Origin of the sequence: Streptomyces luteogriseus (assembly GCF_014205055.1) — a bacterium.
Lineage (GTDB): Bacteria > Actinomycetota > Actinomycetes > Streptomycetales > Streptomycetaceae > Streptomyces > Streptomyces luteogriseus.
Genome location: NZ_JACHMS010000001.1, coordinates 5,142,110 through 5,164,450, shown reverse-complemented (window position 1 = coordinate 5,164,450; position 22,341 = coordinate 5,142,110). Strand labels below are relative to the sequence as shown.

General features: G+C 71.3%; 19 protein-coding genes and 1 riboswitch. Of the genes, 3 read left to right on the top strand and 16 right to left on the bottom strand.

Annotation, left to right across the window (positions count from 1 at the left end):
* Positions 1 to 2: 2 nt before the first annotated feature.
* The 13 genes from BJ965_RS22955 to BJ965_RS22895 all read right to left on the bottom strand — a co-directional run bounded on the left by BJ965_RS22955 (position 3) and on the right by BJ965_RS22895 (position 13,223).
* Positions 3 to 944 (bottom strand): Ppx/GppA phosphatase family protein, encoded by a 942-nt coding sequence (locus tag BJ965_RS22955; RefSeq protein ID WP_184910385.1) that lies wholly within the window; start codon positions 942 to 944, stop codon positions 3 to 5.
* Positions 941 to 1,471: a DUF501 domain-containing protein gene (locus tag BJ965_RS22950; protein ID WP_031102805.1), complete on the bottom strand. Its 531-nt coding sequence runs from the start codon at positions 1,469 to 1,471 to the stop codon at positions 941 to 943. The genes BJ965_RS22955 and BJ965_RS22950 overlap by 4 nt, the downstream gene beginning before the upstream one ends.
* A 53-nt stretch (positions 1,472 to 1,524) precedes the next feature.
* Positions 1,525 to 2,001: an FtsB family cell division protein gene (locus BJ965_RS22945; protein ID WP_184910384.1), complete on the bottom strand. Its 477-nt coding sequence runs from the start codon at positions 1,999 to 2,001 to the stop codon at positions 1,525 to 1,527.
* 109 nt (positions 2,002 to 2,110) lie between these two features.
* Positions 2,111 to 3,391, bottom strand: a complete 1,281-nt coding sequence (eno, locus tag BJ965_RS22940; RefSeq protein WP_184910383.1) for a phosphopyruvate hydratase — start codon at positions 3,389 to 3,391, stop codon at positions 2,111 to 2,113.
* 287 nt (positions 3,392 to 3,678) lie between these two features.
* Positions 3,679 to 4,371 (bottom strand): LysM peptidoglycan-binding domain-containing protein, encoded by a 693-nt coding sequence (locus tag BJ965_RS22935; RefSeq protein WP_184910382.1) that lies wholly within the window; start codon positions 4,369 to 4,371, stop codon positions 3,679 to 3,681.
* Between the two features lie 3 nt (positions 4,372 to 4,374).
* A riboswitch (cyclic di-AMP (ydaO/yuaA leader) is annotated at positions 4,375 to 4,541 on the bottom strand.
* 228 nt (positions 4,542 to 4,769) lie between these two features.
* Entirely contained in the window at positions 4,770 to 5,747 is a 978-nt protein-coding gene (locus tag BJ965_RS22930) for a LysM peptidoglycan-binding domain-containing protein (protein WP_184910381.1), read from the bottom strand.
* A 145-nt stretch (positions 5,748 to 5,892) separates the two neighbouring features.
* Positions 5,893 to 7,167, bottom strand: a complete 1,275-nt coding sequence (locus BJ965_RS22925; RefSeq protein WP_184910380.1) for a cytochrome P450 family protein — start codon at positions 7,165 to 7,167, stop codon at positions 5,893 to 5,895.
* Between the two features lie 58 nt (positions 7,168 to 7,225).
* On the bottom strand, positions 7,226 to 8,245 hold the full coding sequence (locus tag BJ965_RS22920) for a nucleoside triphosphate pyrophosphohydrolase (protein WP_184910379.1): 1,020 nt from the start codon (positions 8,243 to 8,245) through the stop codon (positions 7,226 to 7,228).
* Between the two features lie 142 nt (positions 8,246 to 8,387).
* Positions 8,388 to 9,035 carry a SurA N-terminal domain-containing protein gene (locus BJ965_RS22915; RefSeq protein WP_030844825.1) on the bottom strand — a complete coding sequence of 216 codons (648 nt, stop codon included), beginning with the start codon at positions 9,033 to 9,035 and terminating at the stop codon, positions 8,388 to 8,390.
* A gap of 142 nt (positions 9,036 to 9,177) precedes the next feature.
* Positions 9,178 to 10,674, bottom strand: coding sequence for a serine/threonine-protein kinase (locus BJ965_RS22910; RefSeq protein WP_221514065.1), 1,497 nt, complete (start codon positions 10,672 to 10,674; stop codon positions 9,178 to 9,180).
* A gap of 38 nt (positions 10,675 to 10,712) precedes the next feature.
* A complete protein-coding gene (locus BJ965_RS22905) occupies positions 10,713 to 11,342 on the bottom strand; it encodes a hypothetical protein (protein ID WP_184910377.1) in 630 nt (209 codons plus the stop codon).
* Positions 11,343 to 11,574: 232 nt separating this feature from the next.
* Positions 11,575 to 12,318 carry a GNAT family N-acetyltransferase gene (locus BJ965_RS22900; protein ID WP_030844831.1) on the bottom strand — a complete coding sequence of 248 codons (744 nt, stop codon included), beginning with the start codon at positions 12,316 to 12,318 and terminating at the stop codon, positions 11,575 to 11,577.
* Positions 12,319 to 12,446: 128 nt separating this feature from the next.
* Complete coding sequence (locus BJ965_RS22895) at positions 12,447 to 13,223, bottom strand: HNH endonuclease family protein (RefSeq protein WP_313666989.1); 777 nt, start codon at positions 13,221 to 13,223, stop codon at positions 12,447 to 12,449.
* 162 nt (positions 13,224 to 13,385) lie between these two features.
* Between BJ965_RS22895 and BJ965_RS22890 the strand changes: the two genes are divergently transcribed.
* From BJ965_RS22890 to BJ965_RS22880, 3 genes are all read left to right on the top strand, one after another.
* Positions 13,386 to 13,571 (top strand): antitoxin, encoded by a 186-nt coding sequence (locus tag BJ965_RS22890; RefSeq protein ID WP_030844835.1) that lies wholly within the window; start codon positions 13,386 to 13,388, stop codon positions 13,569 to 13,571.
* A gap of 163 nt (positions 13,572 to 13,734) precedes the next feature.
* A complete protein-coding gene (locus BJ965_RS22885; protein ID WP_184910376.1) occupies positions 13,735 to 14,520 on the top strand; it encodes an SDR family NAD(P)-dependent oxidoreductase in 786 nt (261 codons plus the stop codon).
* 26 nt (positions 14,521 to 14,546) lie between these two features.
* Positions 14,547 to 14,960 (top strand): MerR family transcriptional regulator, encoded by a 414-nt coding sequence (locus BJ965_RS22880; RefSeq protein WP_184917461.1) that lies wholly within the window; start codon positions 14,547 to 14,549, stop codon positions 14,958 to 14,960.
* A 49-nt stretch (positions 14,961 to 15,009) separates the two neighbouring features.
* Here the strand turns inward: BJ965_RS22880 and mfd are convergent, their stop codons facing one another.
* From mfd to BJ965_RS22865, 3 genes are all read right to left on the bottom strand, one after another.
* Positions 15,010 to 18,543 (bottom strand): transcription-repair coupling factor, encoded by a 3,534-nt coding sequence (gene mfd / locus BJ965_RS22875; protein ID WP_184910375.1) that lies wholly within the window; start codon positions 18,541 to 18,543, stop codon positions 15,010 to 15,012.
* Positions 18,544 to 18,894: 351 nt separating this feature from the next.
* Positions 18,895 to 21,474 carry an ABC transporter permease gene (locus tag BJ965_RS22870; protein WP_184910374.1) on the bottom strand — a complete coding sequence of 860 codons (2,580 nt, stop codon included), beginning with the start codon at positions 21,472 to 21,474 and terminating at the stop codon, positions 18,895 to 18,897.
* Positions 21,471 to 22,259: an ABC transporter ATP-binding protein gene (locus BJ965_RS22865; RefSeq protein WP_030844842.1), complete on the bottom strand. Its 789-nt coding sequence runs from the start codon at positions 22,257 to 22,259 to the stop codon at positions 21,471 to 21,473. Before BJ965_RS22865 ends, BJ965_RS22870 begins: the two co-directional genes overlap by 4 nt.
* Between the last annotated feature and the right edge of the window lie 82 nt (positions 22,260 to 22,341).

Sequence of the window (22,341 nt, the reverse complement as noted above, 5' to 3'; positions counted from 1 at the left end):
GGTCAGGCCAAGGACCAGCCGATGCCGTCGAGGATGTCGTGCTCGCTCACGACGACCTCCCGCGCACCGATCCGCTCCATGATCGCCAGGAGCACGAGGGCACCCGCCCCGATCACGTCGACCCGGCCCGGGTGCATGGAGGGCACGGCCGCGCGCTCGGCGTGGGTGGAGCGCAGCAGCCACTCGGTGATCTCGCGGACCCGGTCGTGGGAGACACGGGAGTGGTGGATGGCCTCGGAGTCGTACTCCGGCAGTTCCTGCGCGATCGCCGACACGGTCGTCACGGAGCCGGCGAGGCCCACCAGCGTGCGCGCCTCGCGCAGCGGAACCGTCTGCTCGGCGAGGTCGAGCGCGGCCTCGATGTCGGCCCGCATGGCCGCGATCTGCTCCGCGGCCGGCGGGTCGCTCACCACCCCGTCCCGGACCAGGTGCCGCTCGGTCATGCGGACGCAGCCGATGTCCACCGAGCGGGCCGCCCGGACCCGGTCGTCGCCCACGACGAACTCGGTCGAGCCGCCGCCGATGTCCACGACCAGGTAGGGCTTCGGGAGGTGGTCGCCCCCGGCGAGCTCCTTGGTGGCGCCGGTGAAGGAGAACGCGGCCTCCTGGTCCCCGGAGATCACCTCGGGCTCGACGCCCAGGATGTCCAGCACGCCTCGCACGAACTCGTCCCGGTTCTCGGCGTCCCGGGAGGCGGACGTCGCCACGAACCGCAGCCGCTCCGCCCCGTGCTCCTTGATGATCCCGGCGTACTCGCGGCAGGCCGCGAAGGTCCGCTGGAGCGCCTCGGGGGCGAGCCGGCCGGTGCGGTCGACACCCTGCCCGAGCCGCACGATCGTCATCCGGCGGTCCAGGTCGACGAGCTCACCGGTGGCGGGGTCGGCGTCGGCGACCAGGAGCCGGATGGAGTTCGTACCGCAGTCCACGGCGGCGACACGGGTCACTGGGCGTCCTCCTCGGCGGTCGTCACACAGGCGCCCTTGCGCCACCACTGCGGCAGCATGGCCAGCGCCTCGTCGCCCAGCGGGTTCACGCCCGGCCCCGCGGCCAGCGAGTGGGCCACCAGGACGTGCAGGCACTTCACCCGGTCCGGCATGCCGCCCGCGCTCGGGAAGTTCTTCAGCTCCTCGATCTCGTCGCGCCGCCGGATGTAGTCCTCGTGCGCGGCCCGGTAGGCGGCCGCCAGCTCCGGGTCCGAGGCCAGCCGCTCGGTCATCTCCTTCATCACGCCGTTGGCCTCCAGCGTGCCGATCGCCGAGTTCGCCTTCGGGCACGTCAGGTAGTACAGCGTGGGGAACGGCGTGCCGTCCGGCAGCCGCGGGGCCGTCTCGACGACGTCGGGCTGCCCGCACGGGCAGCGGTGCGCGATCGCGCGCAGACCGCGCGGGGGCCGACCGAGCTGCTGCTTGAAGGCCTCGACGTCGGCGTCGGTGGGCTCGGTGCGCGGAGTGGTCGGCGGGGGCGTTTCCATGACTGTCTTCAGGCTGTCTTTCTCTGGGTTCAGGTCACTGAGCGGGACGCGGGTCACCGGCCGGAGGCGTCGGCCTTGTCGACCCCGTCCCAGACGTTCGAGTACCAGGGGCGGTCGGCCGTCCCCAGGTCGGTGCGCGACTGCTTCGCCGCGTGCGGGTCGACGACGATGAAGCCCGTCTCCCCCGGCATGACGTAGTGCAACCGCCGCCGGATCTGCTGCTCGGCGTACGCGTCGTCCTGCCAGCGCGCCTTCAGGTCGCGCAGCCGTTCGACGCGCTCGCGGGCCTGCCGCTGTTCGCGCTGGAGGTCCTCGATCTCGGCACGCTGCGAGACGTACTCCCGCATCGGGTAGGCCAGGGCCACGATCAGCGAGCACATCACCAGGGCGAGCAGCGCGGCGCGGCCGGTCAGCCGCGAGCGGCGGGCCTGGCGCTTGGTCTGGGAACGGTAGACCCGGGCCGCGGTCTGCTCACCGAGCAGCCGGATCCTGGTCGCGGTGGAGAACCGGTCCCGGTCCTTCACGGCCATCTGTCCGCCTCCCGCTCCACCGTCATACGCGCGTACGTCCCCGGACACGGTACGGGACCGAGTACGGGGACGTACGTACGACTGGCTAAGGCTTGACCCGGTGGGTCGTTCAGCCCTTGAAGCGCGGGAAGGCGCTGCGGCCGGCGTAGACCGCGGCGTCGTCGAGGATCTCCTCGATGCGCAGCAGCTGGTTGTACTTGGCGACGCGCTCGGAGCGGGCCGGGGCGCCGGTCTTGATCTGGCCGCAGTTGGTGGCGACGGCCAGGTCGGCGATGGTGACGTCCTCGGTCTCGCCGGAGCGGTGGGACATCATGCACTTGAAGCCGTTGCGCTGGGCCAGCTCGACGGCGTCCAGGGTCTCGGTGAGCGAGCCGATCTGGTTGACCTTGACCAGGAGCGCGTTGGCCGCGCCCTCCTCGATGCCGCGGGCGAGGCGCTCGGGGTTGGTGACGAACAGGTCGTCGCCGACGAGCTGGACCTTGTCACCGAGCTTGGCGGTGATGGTCTTCCAGCCCTCCCAGTCGTCCTCGAACAGCGGGTCCTCGATGGAGACGAGCGGGTACGCGTCGACGAGCTCCGCGTAGTACTCGGTCATCTCGGCCGCCGAGCGGTCCTTGCCCTCGAAGGTGTAGACACCGTCCTTGTAGAACTCGGAGGCGGCGACGTCGAGGGCGAGGGCGATCTGCTCGCCGGGCGTGTAGCCGGCTTCCTTGACGGCCTCGAGGATGAGGTCGAGGGCCTCGCGGTTGGAGCCCAGGTTCGGGGCGAAGCCGCCCTCGTCGCCGAGGCCGGTGGCCAGGCCCTTGCTCTTCAGGACCTTCTTCAGCGTGTGGTAGACCTCGGCGCCCCAGCGCAGGGCCTCGGAGAAGGACTCCGCGCCGATCGGGGCGATCATGAACTCCTGGATGTCCACGTTGGAGTCGGCGTGCGAGCCGCCGTTCAGGATGTTCATCATCGGCACCGGCAGCAGGTGCGCGTTGGGGCCGCCCAGGTAGCGGAACAGCGGCAGGTCGCTGGCCTCGGAGGCGGCGTGGGCGACGGCGAGCGAGACGCCGAGGATGGCGTTGGCGCCGAGGGAGCCCTTGTTGTCGGTGGCGTCCAGGTCGAACATCGCCTGGTCGATCAGGCGCTGCTCGGTGGCGTCATAGCCGACCAGCTCCGGGCCGATCTGCTCGATGACCGCGAGGACGGCTTTCTCCACACCCTTGCCGAGGTAGCGGTTCGAGTCGCCGTCGCGGAGCTCGATGGCCTCGAAGGCGCCCGTGGAGGCGCCGGACGGGACGGCGGCACGACCGGTGCTGCCGTCGTCGAGGCCGACCTCGACCTCGACCGTGGGGTTGCCTCGGGAGTCCAGGATTTCCCGGGCTACGACGACGTCGATGGACGGCACGAGCATCTCCTTTTGATGTGACGCGGTGACGCGGGTCGCGCGGACCCGGCGAGGTGCGGGCCTTGGTGGCTCGCGACATGAGCCTAACCGGCTCCGGGCGATCGGCCACCGGGTCGCCCACCTCATGGACAGAACCGAGAGTAAATTGTTTCCGAACGGAACAAAGCCGGTTGCCGAAAGAACCCCGCCCCGGTGCGTACGGGGGAGGACGCACCGGGGCGGGGAGCCTGTGGACCCTGGGCGGGTCCGGGCGGGCCGGGCCCCTGGCGGGCCCGGTGGGCCGCTGGTTACTTCAGGTGCAGCTGCTGGCCCGGGTAGATCAGGTTGGCATCGGTGACGATGTCCTTGTTCAGCTCGAAGAGCTTCTCCCAGCCGCCCTTGACCTTCTCGTCCGCGGCGATCGAGCTGAGGGTGTCACCCTTGACGACCTTGTACTCGCCGTCGCCCTTCTTGACCTTCTTGCCGGTCGGGGTGGTGACGGTCTTCTTGGCCGCGGGGCGCTCGTCGGAGCGGGAGGCCGGCTGCTGGGTCTCGCGGGACTCGGTGCTCTGCTGCTGGCTCTGCGAGGAGCTGCCCGAGTCGTTCGTGGAACCGCCGCCGGTGTAGGCGGCGCTCGACAGGCCCTTGCCGCAGACCGGCCAGGCACCCTTGCCCTGGCCCGCGAGGACCTTCTCGCCGATCTCGATCTGCTGCGCCTTGGTGGCCTGGTCGGCGGTGGCGGCGTACTTGGTGCCGCCGTAGCCGGCCCACGTGGAGGCGGAGAACTGCAGACCGCCGTAGTAGCCGTTGCCGGTGTTGATGGACCAGTTGCCGCCGGCCTCGCACTGGGCGACGGCGTCCCACTCGGAGGCGGTGGCGGCGGAGGCGCTGCCGGCCGCCATCAGCGGAGCGGCGACGGCGGCACCGGTGACGCCGGCGAGCGCGACGACGCGGGTGGCCTTGGACGGACGGCGGTGCTTGCCCTTGCTGGAAAACAGCATGGTGGATCCCCTCACCGACGCCTGCGAGGTGAGCTGTCGGGTTCGGGCCGGTTGAGTTGCCCGGCCGCGCCCCTCCCGGGACGCGGCTTCACCCCAAGCCCTTCCGGCACAACTGTCCGGTCGGGCACCTACCTTGGGTCCCCCGCTCCTGCCTACGGCGCTTGACGCGACGACTGTTCCCGTACGGCCGCTGGCAGGATTCGGCGTTGCGGCAGCCGGGGCTCGTGGTGACGAGCGGTCACGACCGTAGACACGCGATCCACGGAATTTCAAAGACGATCAGGGCTTCTGAGATCTATCTCTCACGGGTCCCAAACGGTACATTAGCCGCTAATCATGACGTGAACTCGCGCGGTTTCGGGGTGACTTCCACCCTCGTTTCCGCACTGCCCGAACGGCTACTTCTCGTCCCCTTCGCCCTCCACCGCGAGCTTCTGACCGGGGTGAATGAGGTTCGGGTCGGTACCGACGGCCTTCTCGTTGCCGTCGTAGAGCGCGTGCCATCCACCGCTGACGTCAAGGGAGTCGGCGATGGACCAGAGACTGTCGCCGACTCCCACGATGTAGTCGCCCTGGGCGGGGTCGACAGAGCCCTCGTCGGAGCCCGCGTCGCCGCGCGAGGCGTGACGGCCCGTGGACTCGTCCGCGCGGCCGCTGTCGGACGGGAGGGTTTCGTCGGCACTGGGGCCGCGGTGACGGCCGGATCCGGTGTCGGTCAGCTCCGAGGAGTCGTCACTCTGCCGCGACTTACCGGACTTGCCACTCCCGGGGGTGGCCGACGGAGAGCTGCCGGACCGCTGATCCCGCTCTGTGGAGTCGGAAGATTCAGGCGACTTGTCCGACTTAGCCTTTTCATCCTCCTCATCCGACGGCGAGTCGGACGACGACGGGGACGAGGACGGACTTGCCGAAGGCGACGACCCGAGCGAGTCGAGCAGGCCGGGCGAGTCCGTCGGGCCGGACGAATCGGATGAACCGGACGCGTCGGAGTCCGAGTCCTTGCCCTGCTCGAGCCCGGAGAGCAGTCCGCAGGTGCGCCACGCGCCGACCCCCTGGTCGGCGAGGATTCTCTCGGCCACGGCTATCTGCTGGGAGCGGCTGGCCAGGTCCGCGCTCGCGGCGTAGTCGAGGCCGCCGTGGTTCTCCCAGTCCTCCTGGGACAACTGCAGGCCGCCGTAATAGCCGTTGCCGCTGTTCTGGCTCCACGCACCGCCGGTCTCGCAGTCCGCGACCCGGTCCCAGGTCGTGCCGTCGGCCGCACTGGCGCCGGAGGCCCCGAGGAGCGGGATCGCGATGGCGGAGCCGGTCACGCCGGCCGCCACGAGGAGAGCCGGAGCCTGACGGGGGCGGCGGTGCCGACCGTTCCCGGAGAGCATACGGAGACCTTTCGCGAGACAGCAGTGAGCAACGCTGCGTGATTCCCCGCCGCGTTGATGGGTGAACGTATCGGCAGACGATCACTTGTCACAAGTTCATGCCGCGCAGATCACGTGAAGATCACAGGTCTGATGTTTCGTCACGTCATGCCGGTGCGAACTCCACCGGCAGCGTGCGCAGCCCTCGCATGATGAGGCCGCCGCGCCACCGCAGCTCGGCCGGATCCGCGGCGAGCCGGAGGTCAGGGAGCCGGGTGAGCAGGGTGGCGAGCGCGGTCTGGCCCTCCAGGCGGGCGAGCGGGGCGCCGAGGCAGTAGTGGATGCCGTGGCCGTACCCGAGGTGTTGGTTGTCACGTCGGGAGAGGTCCAGCACGTCCGGATCGGCGAACCGCTCCGGGTCCCGGTCCGCGGCGGCCAGGACGACGAGGACGGGGTCGCCGGCCCCGATGCGCTGCCCGCCGAGGGTGAGGGGCTGCGTGGCGAAGCGCCAGGTGGCGAGTTCGACCGGGCCGTCGTAGCGGAGGAGCTCCTCGACGCCGGTCTCCAGGAGGCCGCTCTCCCCGGCGGCGAGGGACGCCTGGAGCCGTGTGCGCTGCTCGGGGTGGGTGAGGAGGGCGTAGGTGCCGTTGCCGATCAGGTTCACGGTCGTCTCGAAACCGGCGAACAGCAGGATGAAGGCCATGGCCGCCGCCTCGTTCTCGGTGAGGTGCTCGCCGTGGTCGGAGGCGCGGATGAGACCGGAGATGAGGTCCTCGCCGGGGGCGGCTTGCGCAGGCAGCGCCTCCCGCTTGCGGTGGATGAGGTCGGCGAGGTAGCCGCGCATCTTCTTCACGGACCGCGCGACGCCTCCCCTGGGGCCGCCCTGGTGACGGATCATCATGCCCGCCCAGTCGCGGAAGTCGTCCTGGTCCTCGCGCGGGACGCCGAGCAGGTCACAGATGGCGTAGATGGGGAGCGGGAACGCGAACTCGTGGATCAGGTCGGCGGCCCCCTTGTCCGCGAACCCGTCGATGAGGGTGTCGGTGAGCTCCTGCACCCGCGGCGCGAACTCGGCGACCCGGCGGGGGGTGAACGCCTTGGACACCAGCCGTCGCAGCCGGGTGTGGTCCGGCGGGTCGATGTTGAGCAGATGGGTCATCAGCTCGGCCTTGCGCTCCCCGGGGATCCCGGTCTTGCCCTTGGCGTGCGCCGGTTCGTCGTGGTGCGCGGGGTTCTTGGAGAGCCGGTGGTCGGCGAGCGTCTGCTTGGCGTCGGCGTACCGCGTGACCAGCCAGGCCTCCACACCGCTGGGGAGCCGCGTCCTGTGGACGGGGCTGTGCTCGCGGAGCCAGGCGTACGCGGGGTAGGGGTCGCTCGCGAACTCCCAGGTGAAGAGGTCGGGAGCGGTCGTGGGAGTGCGGGGCTGGGGCTGGTCGGTCACGCCTCGACCGTATCCGTCCTCCGGCTACCGGCAGCCCCGGGCTCCGTCCCCGGCCCGCTCAGCCCTCGGCGTCCCTGATCGTGTCCCGGTACGCGCGGGCCGCCGCTCTCAGGGCCGCTTCCGGGTCGACGCCCTCCGACTCGGCGCGGACGGCCAGGGCCAGGAGGTCGTAGCCGATGCCCTCGACGGGTGGGAGCGGTATCTCCAGGCCCGCCGTGCGGACGCGGGAGGCCAGCTTGGCGGCGAGGGCCAGACCGGGCTGGCCGAGGGGGATGCCCTCGGTGATCGAGGTGCGCTGCTTCTCGACCGCCTTGGTGCGCAGCCAGTGCTCCTTGACCTCCTCGGGGGTGGTGGCGGTCGCGTCACCGAAGACATGCGGATGGCGGTGGATCAGCTTGGCGACGATGCCACCGGCCACGTCGTCGATGGAGAAGGGCTCCTCACCGTCCTCCGGGCGGCCCTCCTCCGCGATGCGGGCGTGGAAGACGACCTGGAGGAGGACGTCGCCGAGCTCCTCGCGCAGTTCGTCGCGGTCGCCCTCCTCGATCGCCTCGACGAGTTCGTACGCCTCCTCGATGCCGTACTTGGCCAGGCCCTCGTGGGTCTGCCGGGAGGACCAGGGGCATTCGGCGCGGATACGGTCCATGACCTGGACGAGGTCGAGGAGCCGGGCGCCCGGCAGGTCGTAGGAGGCGGGCAGCAGCTCCAGCTCGGGCATGGCGATGCGGCCGGTGCCGGCGAGGCGGGCCAGGCCGTCCGTCAGGACCGGTTCACCCTCGCCGGTCGCGACCACGACCAGCGTGTGTCCGCCGGCGCAGGCGTCGACCAGCTCTTGCGCGGTCGGGGACGCCTCGTCGACGGTGATCCCCGCCTCGCGCAGATACGGCAGCTGCGGGTGCGTGCCGTCCGCGCACAGCACCCGGTCGGCCGCGTGCAGGGCCTGCCAGGCGGGCCAGGAGAGCAGACCGGGGGCGACGCGGTGGCTGGTGGTGAGCAGGACGATGCGGCCGGGGGCGGCGGCCGCGTCGGGGGCGGTCCGCTCGGGGCCCGGGGTGACTTCGGGGCTGTTGGCGTTCACGGTTCGAAGCTATCCCACGCCGCCGACGGCGCCCGAAGTTGTCCACAGGGTCCCGAGCCCGGGTTGTCCACAGCCTTCTGAGCCCGGGTTGTCCACAGGCTCAGGAGGTCAGGTTGTCCACAGAGCCCGGCGGCCGGGCGTCCTACATGCCCTGCTGCGTCTGTGCCGCCGTGACGTCCCGCACCCACGGCGTCTTGGCGTCGGCGCGGCTGCTCTTCTGGACGTCCCAGGTGCCGTAGCGCGGGTTGAGGTCGACGTTCAGGTCCTTGGAGGCGTCGGAGAGGGCCTTCCAGAACTCGGGACGGTCGGTGTTCGTGCCGAGCTTCTCGGCGAGCTTCTGGGCCTCCAGCTGGAGCCGGAGGTTCTCGTCGAGGCGCTGCGGCGGGATGCCGTACTGCTGGAGCCAGGTCGTCTCCAGCGCCTTCGCGCCGCCGGCCTGCTGTTCCAGGCCGGACCGCATCGCCTGGATCTCCTTGCGGGAGACGGACACTCCGGCGTTCTCGGCGGCGCGGTGCAGCACCCGGTCCAGGACCATGGTGTGCAGGGTGTCGCGGGTGAGGGTGCCGGTCCTGGCGATGGCCTGCTGGTACTGCGCCTCGTCCGCCACGGCCGCCCGCTGGGCCGCGCGAACCTCGCCGACCCTCTCGTCCAGCTGGGAGACGGTGATCCGCTGGCCTCCCACCACGGCTGCCGCGCCGGGATGCGCGTCGTTGCCGCAGGCCGTGAGAAGGGGCGCCGCGGCGGCGATCGCTGCGGTGAGGACGAGCGCGGTGCGACGGCGGCGGTGCAAGGGAACCTCCCGAGGAGATTGTGCGACGGTGCACAAGGTCTTGCGATGATCGATGGTAGGCATCGGGCAAGCTCTGGCCAACCCATTCGACCAACGATTCACCGGGACTTCCGGCACCGCCGCGCCTCGCCCCGGGCGGTCGTCAGCCGCGGACCTGACTCAGCCACTGCAGTGTCCTGCGGATCTCCGCACCGAGCGGGTGCCCGGGGCCATGGGTGCGCTCCACGTCGTGCAGCAGCCGGGCGAGGGTGTCGTGGGCGGCACCGCGGTCCCCGAGGGCGAGCTGGAGGTGCCCGATCCGGCGGCGGACGTCGTGCGCGAGCTCGGGTCCACCGGCGGCGACGTACTGGTTCTCGTAGTACGGCAGGACCGCCCGGTACTCGGCGAGCGCCGCGACGGGTTCGCCCAGCTGTTCGAGGCATTGGGCGGCTTCGTAGCGGTGGCGCAGGGCCTGCGGGTCGGCCTGGCCGGCCTCGGCGGCGCGTTCGTCGGCGAGGCGGCGCAGCTCGGGCAGGGCGCGCCGGTACTGGCCGTCGTCCAGGAGCGTCGCCGCGTGCTGCTTGCGCAGGGTGCGCACGACCGGGGAGTGCGTGCCGTGCTGTTCCGCGGCGGCGGGCAGGATCGCCCCGAGGATGTCGACGGCCTGGGTGACGCGGCCCTCGCCGAGGAGCCGTTTGACCTCGTCGACGGCGCGGGCGATGCCCGTCTGCCCCGGTGTGTCGGTGACGGGGGTGGCGGGCGTGGGCTGGGGCGCGGGGGTGCGCGCACGGTCGGGCCAGGGGGCGTGCGGGCGCAGGAAGGGGCGGGTGGGATCGAGGGCCGCTCCGGTGGGTGTCCCGCGCGCGGGCAGGAGCAGCTCCAGGTGCTCGTAGACCTCCTGTGCGGAGGCGGGCCGGTGCTGCGGGTCCTTGGCCAGGAGGCGCAGGACGAGGGCCTCCAGGGCCTCGGGGACTTCGGGCCGGGTGCGGCGTACGGGCAGCGGGGGCTCGTACAGGTGCCGGTGCAGGACGCCGAGGGCCGTGGAGCCGGAGAAGGGCACGTCGCCGCTGAGCAGTTCGTGCAGGACGACACCGAGCGCGTACAGGTCGGTGTAGGGGCCGACGGCGCCGCCCATCGCCTGCTCCGGGGCCATGTAGGCGGGCGAGCCGATGGGCGTGCCGGTATGGGTGAGGCGGGTGGTGTCCGCGTCCATGACGGAGGCGACGCCGAGGTCGAGGACGGTGACCGTGCCGTCCTGCTTCACCATGACGTTCCGCGGCTTGAGGTCGCGGTGGACGATCGGCACCGCGTGGACGGCGCTCAGCACGGCGCACAGCTGCGCGGCGACCGCGACCGCCCACTGCCAGGGGTACGGGGTGCGCTCGGCGAGGTGGCCGGCGAGGTCGGCCCCGTCGATGTACTGCATGACGAGGAACAGCTCCTCGCCCTCACTGCCCGCGTCGTGCACGGTGACCAGGCCGGGGTGGTCGACCTGTGCGGTCACCCGGCACTCGCGCACGAAACGGCGCCGCAGTTCCTCCGCGTCCTGGCCCGCCACCTTGTCGGGGCGCAGCAGCTTCACCGCCACGCGCCGGTCGAGCCGCTGGTCGTACGCCGTCCAGACCTGGCCCATGCCGCCCTGCCCGAGGACGGCGGACAGTTCGTAGCGGCCGGCGACGACGCGTCCCGCCGCCGCGGTCACCGTCCGCCCTCGTGGTTGCCGTCCCGGTGGCCTTCGCCCTCGTGCCGACGCAGGTAGTCGCTGAGCTCGTCGAGTTCGGCGCGGACCTGGTCGATGCGGGCCGGGGCGGGGCGCTGGGGCGAGGGGGGCGGCTGGATCGGGCCCGCGACCGGGGGCGTGTGGTGCGGGGCGGGGGTGTGGGGTCCCGGGGGCTGCGGGACGGGCATGGACGTCGGGGCGTAGGGCGGCGCCTGGTGCGGATAGCCGTACGGGCTCTGTGCGACGGTCGGTGCGTGGGGTGAGGCGTAACCGGCGAACCTCCGCCGCTCGCCGTGGTGTCCGATGTCCACGACGAGGAAGTGGACGGCGGCGGCCGCTCCGAGCAGCAGGATCACGGCCAGCGCGATGTCGGTCCGGTAGTCGTCCTCGGACAGTGTGCCGATCACGACGAAGCACGAGATGGACAGCGGGAGACTCACCCAGGCCAGCACCCAGTCGAGGGCCCGCCCGCGCAGGACGGCCACCCGGAACAGTGGTACGCAGGCCAGCACGCCGCACGTGAGGAAGCCGGCTGCGGCGAACAGCACACGCAGGGAGATGACCGTTGCCGCGCTGCGGGGAGGCGGCGCCGCGCCGTGGCCGTACATGACTGCTCCTGGACCGGTGTGGCCGATGGGGACGGACGTGCGAGTGACGGAGACCCTGTTGGGGAATCCGAGCGTATAGCCCGACACGGACAACCGGTCACGGGTTGTACCGAACCGTTGTCATGCTGATCACTTCGTGTGAAGAGCCCGCCCCCGTCCCGTCGTAGGCCGTACCGCCCGTCACGTTCCACAGGGGCGCCGCGACAGGCGGGTGCCGCCTACAGGGAGCCGCCTACAGGGGGTGCCGCATCCACACGTTGGGCTCGACGTACACCGCGTACCCGCGCTCCACCTCGCAGCGCACCGGCACCAGAGCGCCCGGCACCTCGATGTCGCCGTCGGTGTCGAAGGGCAGGCCCGTCCAGCGGCGCCAGTCGGAGAGCGGGGCGGCCACCGTCATGGACGCCGGGGCCACCGAGTCGATGCCGGCTCCGGCCCGGGCGTGGACGCGCAGCCACGGGTCCTGGGGCAGGCCGTCGGGGCGGACGCGGCGGGCGTACTCCTCCATCGGCGTGTGCGGTTCCAGGTGCTTGGCGTTGGGGCGGACCGGGGCGACGACCTCGCGGAAGCCGCGGGCCCGGGCGTTGTCCCGCATGGCCGAGAGCATCACCCCGGACAGGCCGCGTCCCTGTGCCCGCGGGGCGATGGAGACCGAGATCGCGCTGACGGTGTCGGGCCGGACTCCGCGCCGCAGATCGGAGAAGGCCCACACCAGCACCTTGTCCCAGCCGTTGGCCGGCAGCCGGCCGCGGTGTTCGGCTTCGAGGGCGAACGGCACGCTGTAGGCGTTCGCCACGACCTCGCCCCGCTCGTCCTCGGCGAACAGGACGTACTCCGGCAGTTCGGCGGCGATCCGCGGGAAGTGGGCGGCGCCCACGAGGTCCTGGATCACGAACTCCGGCCAGCTGTCCGCCATCCCGACGACCCGCTCCAGCATGTCCGGGCGGTCGGCGAGGCTCGATATCTTCGGCTGCATGTGATCACGGTAGGCCCGGGCGGCGGACACACGGGACCGAATATCCGAGCGGGCTCCCCGGTCCGCCGCCTGGGAAGACCCGGCTCGCTGTGCGGCGATCGGCGTCAACTGCCCGCCGGGCAGGGGCGCTACCCGCCGCACTGCTTCAGCATCATCTCCTTGTCGGCCGCGGTCACCGGGAGTTCGTACTTCAGCGACACCTGGGCGAAACGCACCGAGTAGGCGCAGCGGATCCGCTTGTTCGGGGGCAGCCAGGACGCCGGGCCGGAGTCCCCCTTCGAGCCGTTCGTCGGCCCGTCCACCGGGACGAGGTTGAGCGGGTCGTTGGCGATGGATTCCCGCTTGTCCTTCGTCCAGCGCGAGGCACCCATCTGCCAGTCGTACGACAACGGCATGACGTGGTCTATCTGGACCTTGATCGCATGGGACTTGGTCCACTCGATGACCCTCCCGGTGTACGGGTCGTGCAGCGTCAGCGAGGCGACCACGCAGTCCGACCCCGCACGGAAGCGCAGGTCCTCCCCGTCTCGCTTCAGGAGGTCGTTCCGCGAGTCGCAGCCGTTGTGCGAGAAGGGGACGTCTCGTGGTGCCGAATCCATCCAGGCGTAGCCGAACTTGTCCCTTTCGTAGCCCGTCCTGGGGCCACGGCCCTTCGTCGCCACCTTCTCGATCAGGGCGCGTGCCCGCTCCTTGTCCGCGCCGGAGGTGATCGCCGCCAGTCCCGGTTTGGTGCCGTCCGGGTTGTCCAGCGGGTTCGCCGCGCGTCCGTCGCCGGCCGCCGGGGCGCCGGAAGCGGAGGAGCCACCGCCGTCCGCGGGCGGGGCCAGACCCTCGCAGCCGGCCAGTGCCGAACCGGTGAACACCATCGCGACACACAGTGCCGCCCCGCCCCTCAGACGCGTCACTCTGCGCCCCTCCTCTGTCTGTCCGTTCCGCTCCGGCACGGGCGGCCCGCGCCCGGTCCCACGGTAGCGAGGAAGAGGTTCAGACCACATCGGGCCTCAATGCGCATTCTTCGCATCTCGCGCGTATCGTCGATGTTGAGTCACCTCCGGAGGGAGCTTTGCATGGGCATCTTCGACAAGTTCAAGAGCCAGGCGCGGAACAAGGGCAAGCAGGGCTCTGACACCGCGGAAGAGCGGATCAACGAGAGGACCGGCCGCAAGTACGAGGACCAGGTCGACTCCGGCCAGCAGCGCGTCGAGGGCTCGCTGGGCATGGACCGCGACCGGGAACGACCCGAACAGCAGTAGGCCTCCGACTCCGAGGCCGTCCGCGGAGACCCACGGATGTCTTCTGCGGGCGGCTTCACACGCGTCTGCCGCGGGCGGTCCAGGTGTGTTTCCTGGTTGGCGGCAGCCCGGGTGCCGAGCCCGCTTGACCTTGACACTGGTGTCAGGGTCGGACGATCACCGCATGGCAACCCCGAATCCGAGGACCAGGCGGCAGAACGCGCGGGCGGCCCCGCGAACCGTGCTCGTCACCGGCGCCGGCAGCGGCATAGGCCGTGCCACCGCGCACGCCTTCGCCGACGAGGGCGCACACGTCGTGGCGGTGGGCCGACGCGAGGCACCCCTCGTCGAGACCGCCGGACACGACCCGTCCCGCATCAGCCCGCTCGTCGCCGACATCACGGCCGCCGACGGCCCCGCGACCCTCGTCCGTACCGCACTCAGCCGGCACGGCCGTCTCGACGTCCTGGTGAACAACGCCGGCGTCGTCGACGCCCGCTCGCTGCGCACCTACACGCGTGCCACCGCCGAGCCCCTGCTCGCGACGAACCTCCTCGCCCCCGTCCTGCTCACCCAGGCGGCACTCCCGGCGCTGGAGGACAGCCGCGGTGTCATCGTGAACGTGACGACGTCGGTGGGGCAGCGCGGCTGGCCCGGCAACTCCCTCTACGCGGCCGGGAAGGCGGCCCTGGAGGTGCTCACCCGCAGTTGGGCGGTGGAGCTCGCGCCGCTCGGGATCCGGGTCGCCGCCGTCGCGCCGGGCGCGATCGACACACCCATCGGCGACCACGCCGGTCACACCCCCGAGCAGCGGGCCGCGATCCGCGCCTGGCAGCTCGACCACACGCCGCTCGGCCGGATCGGCCGCCCCGAGGAGGTGGCGTGGGCGATCGCCCGACTGGCGTCGCCGCAGGCCTCGTTCATCACCGGCGTGGTCCTTCCGGTGGACGGTGGCGCGGTCGTCACATGACACTGGCGCACATGGCGGCACCTCGCATGCGGATCGGTGAACTCGCCGACGCGACCGGCACGTCGGCGCGCGCCCTGCGCCACTACGAGCAGGCGGGCCTCATCTCCTCCGAGCGGGCCGCGAACGGCTATCGCCTGTACGACGCCGGTACGGCCGTGCGCGTCCGCAACATCCGGCAGCTGCTCGACGTGGGGCTGACGCTCGACGACGCACGGGTGTTCCTGCCGTGCCTGGACGGTGACGTCGCGGCCGGGCCCGCCTCCGAGAAGGGGCTGCGGGTGGCCGCGGATCGTCTGGCGGTGCTGGAGGCCCGTATCGCCGCGCAGGTCGCCGTCCGCGACCGGCTCGCCACGGCACTGCGTCAGGCCGGCGGCAGCGCACCCGCCCCGCCGGTGACCCGGCACCGGGCCACCGGCGCTCAGGGACGGCCGGCGGGCTGACCGGCCCTCAGCGGGGCCGGGGCGTCGGCGACGCCCCGGCCCCGACGCATCACGAACCCAGCACCGACGTCAGGAACTCCCCGACCCACGCCAGCAGTTCCCGCCCGACCAGCGGCTTGCCGCCCACCTTCGCGGTCTTCGGACGCGGCACCAGCACCTGGTGCACCGCCGGCTTGATGACGACCCCCGGGTACAGCCGCTTGACCCGCAGCTCCTGGGACTCGCGCAACTCCACCGGCGCGAACCGGATGTTGGTGCCCTGGAGCACGATCTCGCCGACGCCGCACGCCCGCGCGAACATGCGCAGGCCCGCGACGAGCAGCAGGTTCTCCACCGGCTCGGGCAGCTTGCCGTAGCGGTCGACGAGTTCCTCGCGGACCGCCTTGATGTCCTCCTCCGAGTTGGCGGAGGCGATGGCGCGGTACGCCTGGAGCCTGAGCCGCTCGCCCGGCGCGTAGTCGTGCGGGACATGCGCGTCGACGGGCAGCTCGATCTTGACCTCGAGCGGCGGCTCCTCCTCGATCTCGCCGGTCTCCAGCTGACGCCGGTAGTCCGCGACAGCCTCGCCGACCATCCGCACGTACAGGTCGAAGCCGACGCCCGCGATGTGTCCGGACTGCTCGCCGCCGAGGAGGTTGCCCGCGCCGCGGATCTCCAGGTCCTTCATGGCCACGTACATACCGGCGCCCATCTCGGTGTGCTGGGCGATGGTCGCGAGCCGCTCGTGCGCGGTCTCGGTCAGCGGCTTCTCCGGCGGGTAGAGGAAGTAGGCGTAGCCGCGCTCACGGCCACGGCCCACCCGGCCGCGCAGCTGGTGGAGCTGGCTGAGTCCGAAGTTGTCGCCGCGCTCCACGATCAGGGTGTTGGCGTTGGAGATGTCGATGCCGGACTCCACGATCGTCGTGGAGACCAGCACGTCGAACTTTTTCTCCCAGAAGTCGACGACGACCTGCTCCAGGGCCGACTCCGACATCTGCCCGTGGGCGGTGGCGATGCGCGCCTCGGGGACAATCTCGCGCAGCCGGGCCGCCGCGCGGTCGATCGACTCGACGCGGTTGTGGATGTAGAAGACCTGGCCCTCGCGCAGCAGCTCACGGCGGATGGCGGCGCCGATCTGCTTCTCCTCGTAGGGGCCGACGAAGGTCAGGACCGGGTGGCGCTCCTCCGGCGGGGTGGTGATCGTCGACATCTCGCGGATGCCGGTGACCGCCATCTCCAGCGTCCTGGGGATCGGGGTCGCGGACATCGTCAGCACGTCGACGTTCGCGCGGAGCTTCTTGAGCTGCTCCTTGTGCTCGACGCCGAAGCGCTGCTCCTCGTCGACGATGACCAGGCCCAGGTCCTTGAACTTCGTCTCGGACGAGAACAGCCGGTGGGTGCCGATGACGATGTCGACCGAGCCCTCGCGCAGACCCTCCAGGACCGCCTTGGCCTCGGTGTCGGTCTGGAAGCGGGACAGGGCCTTCACACTGACCGGGAACTGCGCGTACCGCTCGCTGAACGTCCCGAAGTGCTGCTGCACCAGCAGCGTGGTGGGCACCAGGACGGCCACCTGCTTGCCGTCCTGGACGGCCTTGAAGGCGGCGCGGACCGCGATCTCGGTCTTGCCGTAGCCGACGTCGCCGCAGATCAGGCGGTCCATGGGGACCGTCTTCTCCATGTCCTCCTTGACCTCGGCGATGGTGGTGAGCTGGTCGGGCGTTTCCGCGTAGGGGAAGGCGTCCTCCAGTTCGCGCTGCCAGGGGGTGTCCGCGCCGAAGGCGTGCCCGGGGGCGGCCATGCGCGCGCTGTACAGCTTGATGAGGTCGGCCGCGATCTCCTTGACGGCCTTCTTCGCGCGGGCCTTGGTCTTCGTCCAGTCGGCACCGCCGAGGCGGTGCAGGGTGGGGGCCTCACCGCCGACGTACTTGGTGATCTGCTCCAGCTGGTCGGTGGGGATGTAGAGGCGGTCGCCGGGCTGGCCGCGCTTGGCGGGGGCGTACTCGACGACCAGGTACTCGCGGGTGGCGCCCTGGACGGTGCGCTGCACCATCTCGATGTAGCGGCCCACGCCGTGCTGCTCGTGGACGATGTAGTCGCCCGGCTCCAGGGTGAGCGGGTCGATGGTCTTGCGGCGGCGGGCCGGCATGCGGGCGCCCTCGCGGCCGGACGCCTTCTGACCCGACAGGTCCGTCTCGGTCAGGACGGCGAGTCCGAGGGCCGCGTCGACGAAGCCGTGGTCGATCGAGCCGCACGCCACGTGCACGACGGACGGGGAGATCTCGGCGAGGTCGGAGTCGAGACGGGCCGCGATGCCCTCGCCGCCCAGCACCTCGACCGTGCGGGCCGCCGGGCCGTGTCCCTCGGTGACGAACACCGTGCGCCAGCCGTCGGCGAGCCAGCCCTTGGTGTCGGCGAGGGCCTTGGCGGTGTCGCCGCGATAGGTCTCCGGGGCGTGCATGCCGAGCTTGAGGGTGTCTCCTTCGAGCTCCTCGTCGGCGGCGAACGGCGACACCGACCACCACATCATGTCCAGCTCGCGGGCCCGGTCCCGGACGTCCGCGATGGACCACAGGGAGGCCGCGCCGACGTCGATGGGTGCCTCGCCGCCCCCGGCGGTGGCCGCCCAGGAGGCCTGGAGGAACTCCTGCGAGGTGGCCACGAGGTCCGACGCGCGTGTGCGGACCCGCTCCGGGTCGCACACGACGGCCATGGCGCCCTTGGGCAGCACGTCGAGCAGCAGTTCCATGTCGTCGACGAGGACCGGCGCGAGGGACTCCATGCCCTCGACCGCGATGCCCTCGGCGATCTTGCCGAGCAGTTCACCGAGCTCGGGGTGCTGTTCGGCGAGGGCACGCGCGCGGTTGCGGACGTCCTCGGTGAGCAGCAGCTCGCGGCACGGCGGCGCCCACAGGCCGTGCTCGGCGACTTCGAGGGAGCGCTGGTCGGCGACCTTGAAGTAGCGGATCTCCTCTACGTCGTCGCCCCAGAACTCGACGCGCAGGGGGTGTTCCTCGGTGGGCGGGAACACGTCGAGGATGCCGCCGCGCACGGCGAACTCGCCGCGCTTCTCGACGAGCTCCACGCGCGCGTAGGCGGCTGCCGCGAGGGCTTCGACAATCTCGTTGAGGTCGGTGGTCTGCCCGGTCCTCAGAGAGACCGGTTCCAGGTCACCGAGGCCCTTGACCTGCGGCTGGAGCACGGACCGGACGGGTGCGACGACGACGGAGACCGGGCCGGTCTCGGGGTCGTCGGGGCGGGGGTGTGCCAGGCGGCGCAGGACGGCCAGCCGGCGGCCGACGGTGTCGCTGCGGGGGCTGAGCCGCTCGTGCGGGAGCGTCTCCCAGGACGGGTACTCCACGACCCCCTCGGCCGGGAGGAGGGAGCGCAGGGCCGCGGCCAGGTCCTCCGCCTCACGGCCCGTCGCCGTGACCGCCAGCACCGGGCGGCCCGTCTCACGGGCCAGGGCGGCGACGGCGAAGGGCCGGGCAGCGGGGGGGCCGACCATGTCGACGTGCATGCGGTTGCCGTCTGCGGCCGCCCTGATCGCTTCCGCGAGGGCGGCGTCCTTGACTACGGCGTCGAGCAGACCGTGCAGGCTCATTCGGGGCTTTCCGTCCAGGGGGTGGGCAGGTCGACGGTCAGGAGGTGGGCAAGTCGAGGGCAGGGGGTGGGCAGGACGGCGGGCCTGACGCGCGCCGCGGGCCGGGGGGTCTCCAGCGTACGACGATGCGCGCCCGCGCGGCGGGCCTGTGGATAACGCCCGTTCTCCCCGGAGCGAACACCCGTTCCCCCCGGGGGTGACCGGCGGCCCGTCCGCGCCGGCGGCGCACGGCGGCCGGGGCGGCCGGGGCGCGGCCGGCGCCGACAACGAGACCCGCCCCGGAGGCGATGCCTCCGGGGCGGGCCCGTCCTCCGCAACCCCCGTGTGCGGTGGCTCGTGCGCGACGGCCGGCTACTCCGTCGCGATGGCGTTCAGCACGTTCATCCGGCCCGCCCGGAACGCCGGGATCAGTGCCGCGAACAGGCCCACGAACGCCGAGCTGATGAAGACGCCGATGATCGTCGGCCAGGGGATGTCGAGGACCCCCAGGCCCTCCAGGGCGAGCAGCTGCTGCGCCGTGGCGCCCCAGCCCATGCCCAGTCCGAGACCCAGCAGGGCACCGAAGAGGGCGATGACCACCGACTCCATGCGGATCATGCGGCGCAGCTGGCGACGCGAGAGACCGATCGCCCGCATCAGGCCGATCTCCCTGGTGCGCTCCACCACCGACAGGGCCAGCGTGTTCACCACGCCCAGGATGGCGACGATGATCGCCAGGGCCAGCAGGCCGTAGATCATGTTGAGCAGCTGGCCGATCTGGTCCTTCAGGGCGTCCTTGTAGTCGGTCTGGTCGCGCACGATGTACTGCGGGTAGTCGTGCAGCGCCGACTTCAGGGACGTGTAGGCGGCGTCCTGCCGTCCGTCCTTGGCGCTGGCGAAGACCAGCGAGTCCAGCGGCATCTTGTCGGCCGGGACGTACTTGGCCAGCGTCGAGATGGACGTGTACATCGAGCCCGCGTCGATCACGACGTCGCTGCTGGTGATCGCCCGGACGGTGAGGTCGGCCGCGGAGCCGTCCCTGAAGGCCACCTTGATCTTGGAGCCGAGGCGGATGCCGTGGTCCTTGGCGAACTTCTCGTGGACCGACATCGAGTCGGCCTTGTAGGCGTCGGGGAGCTTGCCGGCGACCGTCTCGGTGCGCAGGTCGGTCGCGTACGTGGGGTCGGCGGCCGTGATCGCCGTGTCCTTGAGCGTCTTGCCGTCAGGGGTGGTGAAGTCGGCCTGGGTCGTTTTGTACTCGGTGACGTGCGCCAGGTCCGGGGACGACTTCACGGCCCGGACCGCCTGCGGGGTGATCAGCTGGCTCCGGTCGGACTGGATGATGAAGTCCGTGCCGACGGTCTTGTCGAGCTGGTCGGTGGCGGACGCCACCATGGAGGAGCCGACCACGGACAGGCACGCCACCAGGGCGAGGCCGATCATCAGCGCGGCTCCGGTCGCGCCGGTGCGGCGCGGGTTGCGCAGGGCGTTGCGCTCGGCCATGCGGCCGACGGGGCCGAACATGCGCAGCAGCACGGCGCCCAGGACGCGGACCACGGCGCCGGCGAGCAACGGGCCGATGACGACGAAGCCGATCAGCGACAGCACGATGCCGAGGCCGAGCCACAGGGAGCCGTCCTTGGCCTTGTCGGCCGCCGACGCGAGGTAGAGAGCGAAGCCGCCGGTCCCGGTGAGGACCGTGCCGATCGCGGCGCGGATCCAGCCGGCCTTGGCGTCCGCGGGGGCTCCCGCGTCGCGCAGGGCGGCCATCGGGGAGATCTTGCCGGCGCGCCGGGCGGGCAGGTAGGCGGCCAGCACGGTGACGATCACGCCGAGGACGAGGCCGACCACCGGGGTCGTCCAGGCCACCGTGAGGTCGTCGGTGGACAGTTCCATGCCCATCTGGCCCATGAGCTTCATCAGGCCGACGGCGAGGCCGACGCCCGCGCCGACGCCGAGCACCGAGCCGACGACGCCGAGCAGCAGCGCCTCGACCAGCACGGAGCGGTTGACCTGCTTGCGGGAGGATCCGATGGCCCGCATCAGGCCGATCTCCCGGGTGCGCTGGGCGACCAGCATGGAGAAGGTGTTGATGATCAGGAAGATGCCGACGAGGAAGGCGATCCCGGCGAAGCCGAGCATCGCGTACTTCATGACGTTCATGAAGCCCGCGACGTCCTTCTGGTTGGCGTCGGCGGTCTCCTTGGCCGTCTTCACCTGGAAGGCGCCGCCGAGTTCGGCGGTGACGTTCTTCTTCAGCTGCGCGTCGGTGACGCCGCTGGCGGCGGTGACGTTGACGTTGGTGTAGACGTCGCTCTCGCCGACCAGGGCCCGCTGGGCGGTCTTGGTGTCGAGGTAGAAGATCGCGGCGCCGGGGTTGGTGACGGTGAAGTCGGCGATGCCGGAGATCTTCGCGGTGTGGGTGCCGACCGCGCTGATCACGCCGATCTCGTCGCCGAGCTTCAGGTCGTGCTTGTCGGCGGTGTCGGCGTCGACCATGATCTGGTCGGCGCTCCGGGGAGCCGCACCGGAAGTGATCTTCATGGTGCGGGCCTCGTTGGCGTTCCAGCCGCCGACGATGGTCGGGGCGCCGCTGGAGGGCGACAGGTTGTCCTTGTCGGCGTCGACGACCGTCACCGAGGTGGAGAACACCGCGCCCTCGGCGGACTTCACGCCCTGCGCCTTGCGGACCTCGCCCAGCACGGAGGCCGGCATGACCGGCGGCTTGCCGTTGTCGGCGGTGGTCTCACCGCTGTCGGAGGCACCCTTGGCGCTCACCGTCACATCGGAGGTGGTGGCCGCGAAGAGCTTGTCGAACGTCGTCGACATGGTGTCCGTGAAGACGAGCGTGCCGCAGACGAAGGCGACCGACAGCAGCACGGCGACCGCGGAGAGCGCCATCCGCCCCTTGTGCGCGAAGAAGTTGCGCATCGAGGTCTTCATGACGGTCATGACGTGCGCCCCCGGGCGTCGAAGTCCTTCATGCGGTCGAGGACGGCCTCCGCGGTCGGCTTGTACATCTCGTCGACGATGCGGCCGTCGGCGAGGTACAGCACCCGGTCCGCGTAGCTGGCGGCCACCGGGTCGTGGGTGACCATCACGATGGTCTGGCCCAGTTCGTCGACGGACCGGCGCAGGAAGCCGAGGACCTCGGCGCCGGCGCGGGAGTCGAGGTTTCCGGTCGGCTCGTCCCCGAAGATGATCTCGGGCCGGGCCGCGAGGGCCCGCGCCACGGCGACACGCTGCTGCTGGCCGCCGGACAACTGGGTGGGACGGTGCTTGAGGCGGTCTGCGAGCCCGACGGTCTCCACGACCCGCGTCAGCCACTCCTTGTCCGGCTTGCGGCCGGCGATGTCCATGGGCAGCGTGATGTTCTCGATCGCGTTCAGCGTCGGCAGCAGGTTGAACGCCTGGAAGATGAACCCGATCCGGTCCCGGCGCAGCCGCGTGAGCTTCTTGTCCTTCAGACCGGTGATCTCGGTCTCGTCGAGGTAGATCTGGCCGTCCGTCACGGTGTCGAGTCCGGCGAGGCAGTGCATGAGCGTGGACTTGCCGGACCCCGAGGGGCCCATGATCGCGGTGAACTGGCCGCGTGCGATGTCCACGTCGACATGGTCGAGGGCGACGACACGGGTTTCACCGGAGCCGTACGCCTTCACGACCTGCCGCGCCCGCGCGGCAACGGCCGTACGCCCTCCAGTACCCCCGTGCCTGGGAATGGTCACAGCCGAAGTCACGGTATGTCTCCTATATCGATCAGCAGATGGTGAAGGCGGTCACCTGGTCGACAGCCGCTGTGCGCGGTGCCGGACCAGGAGT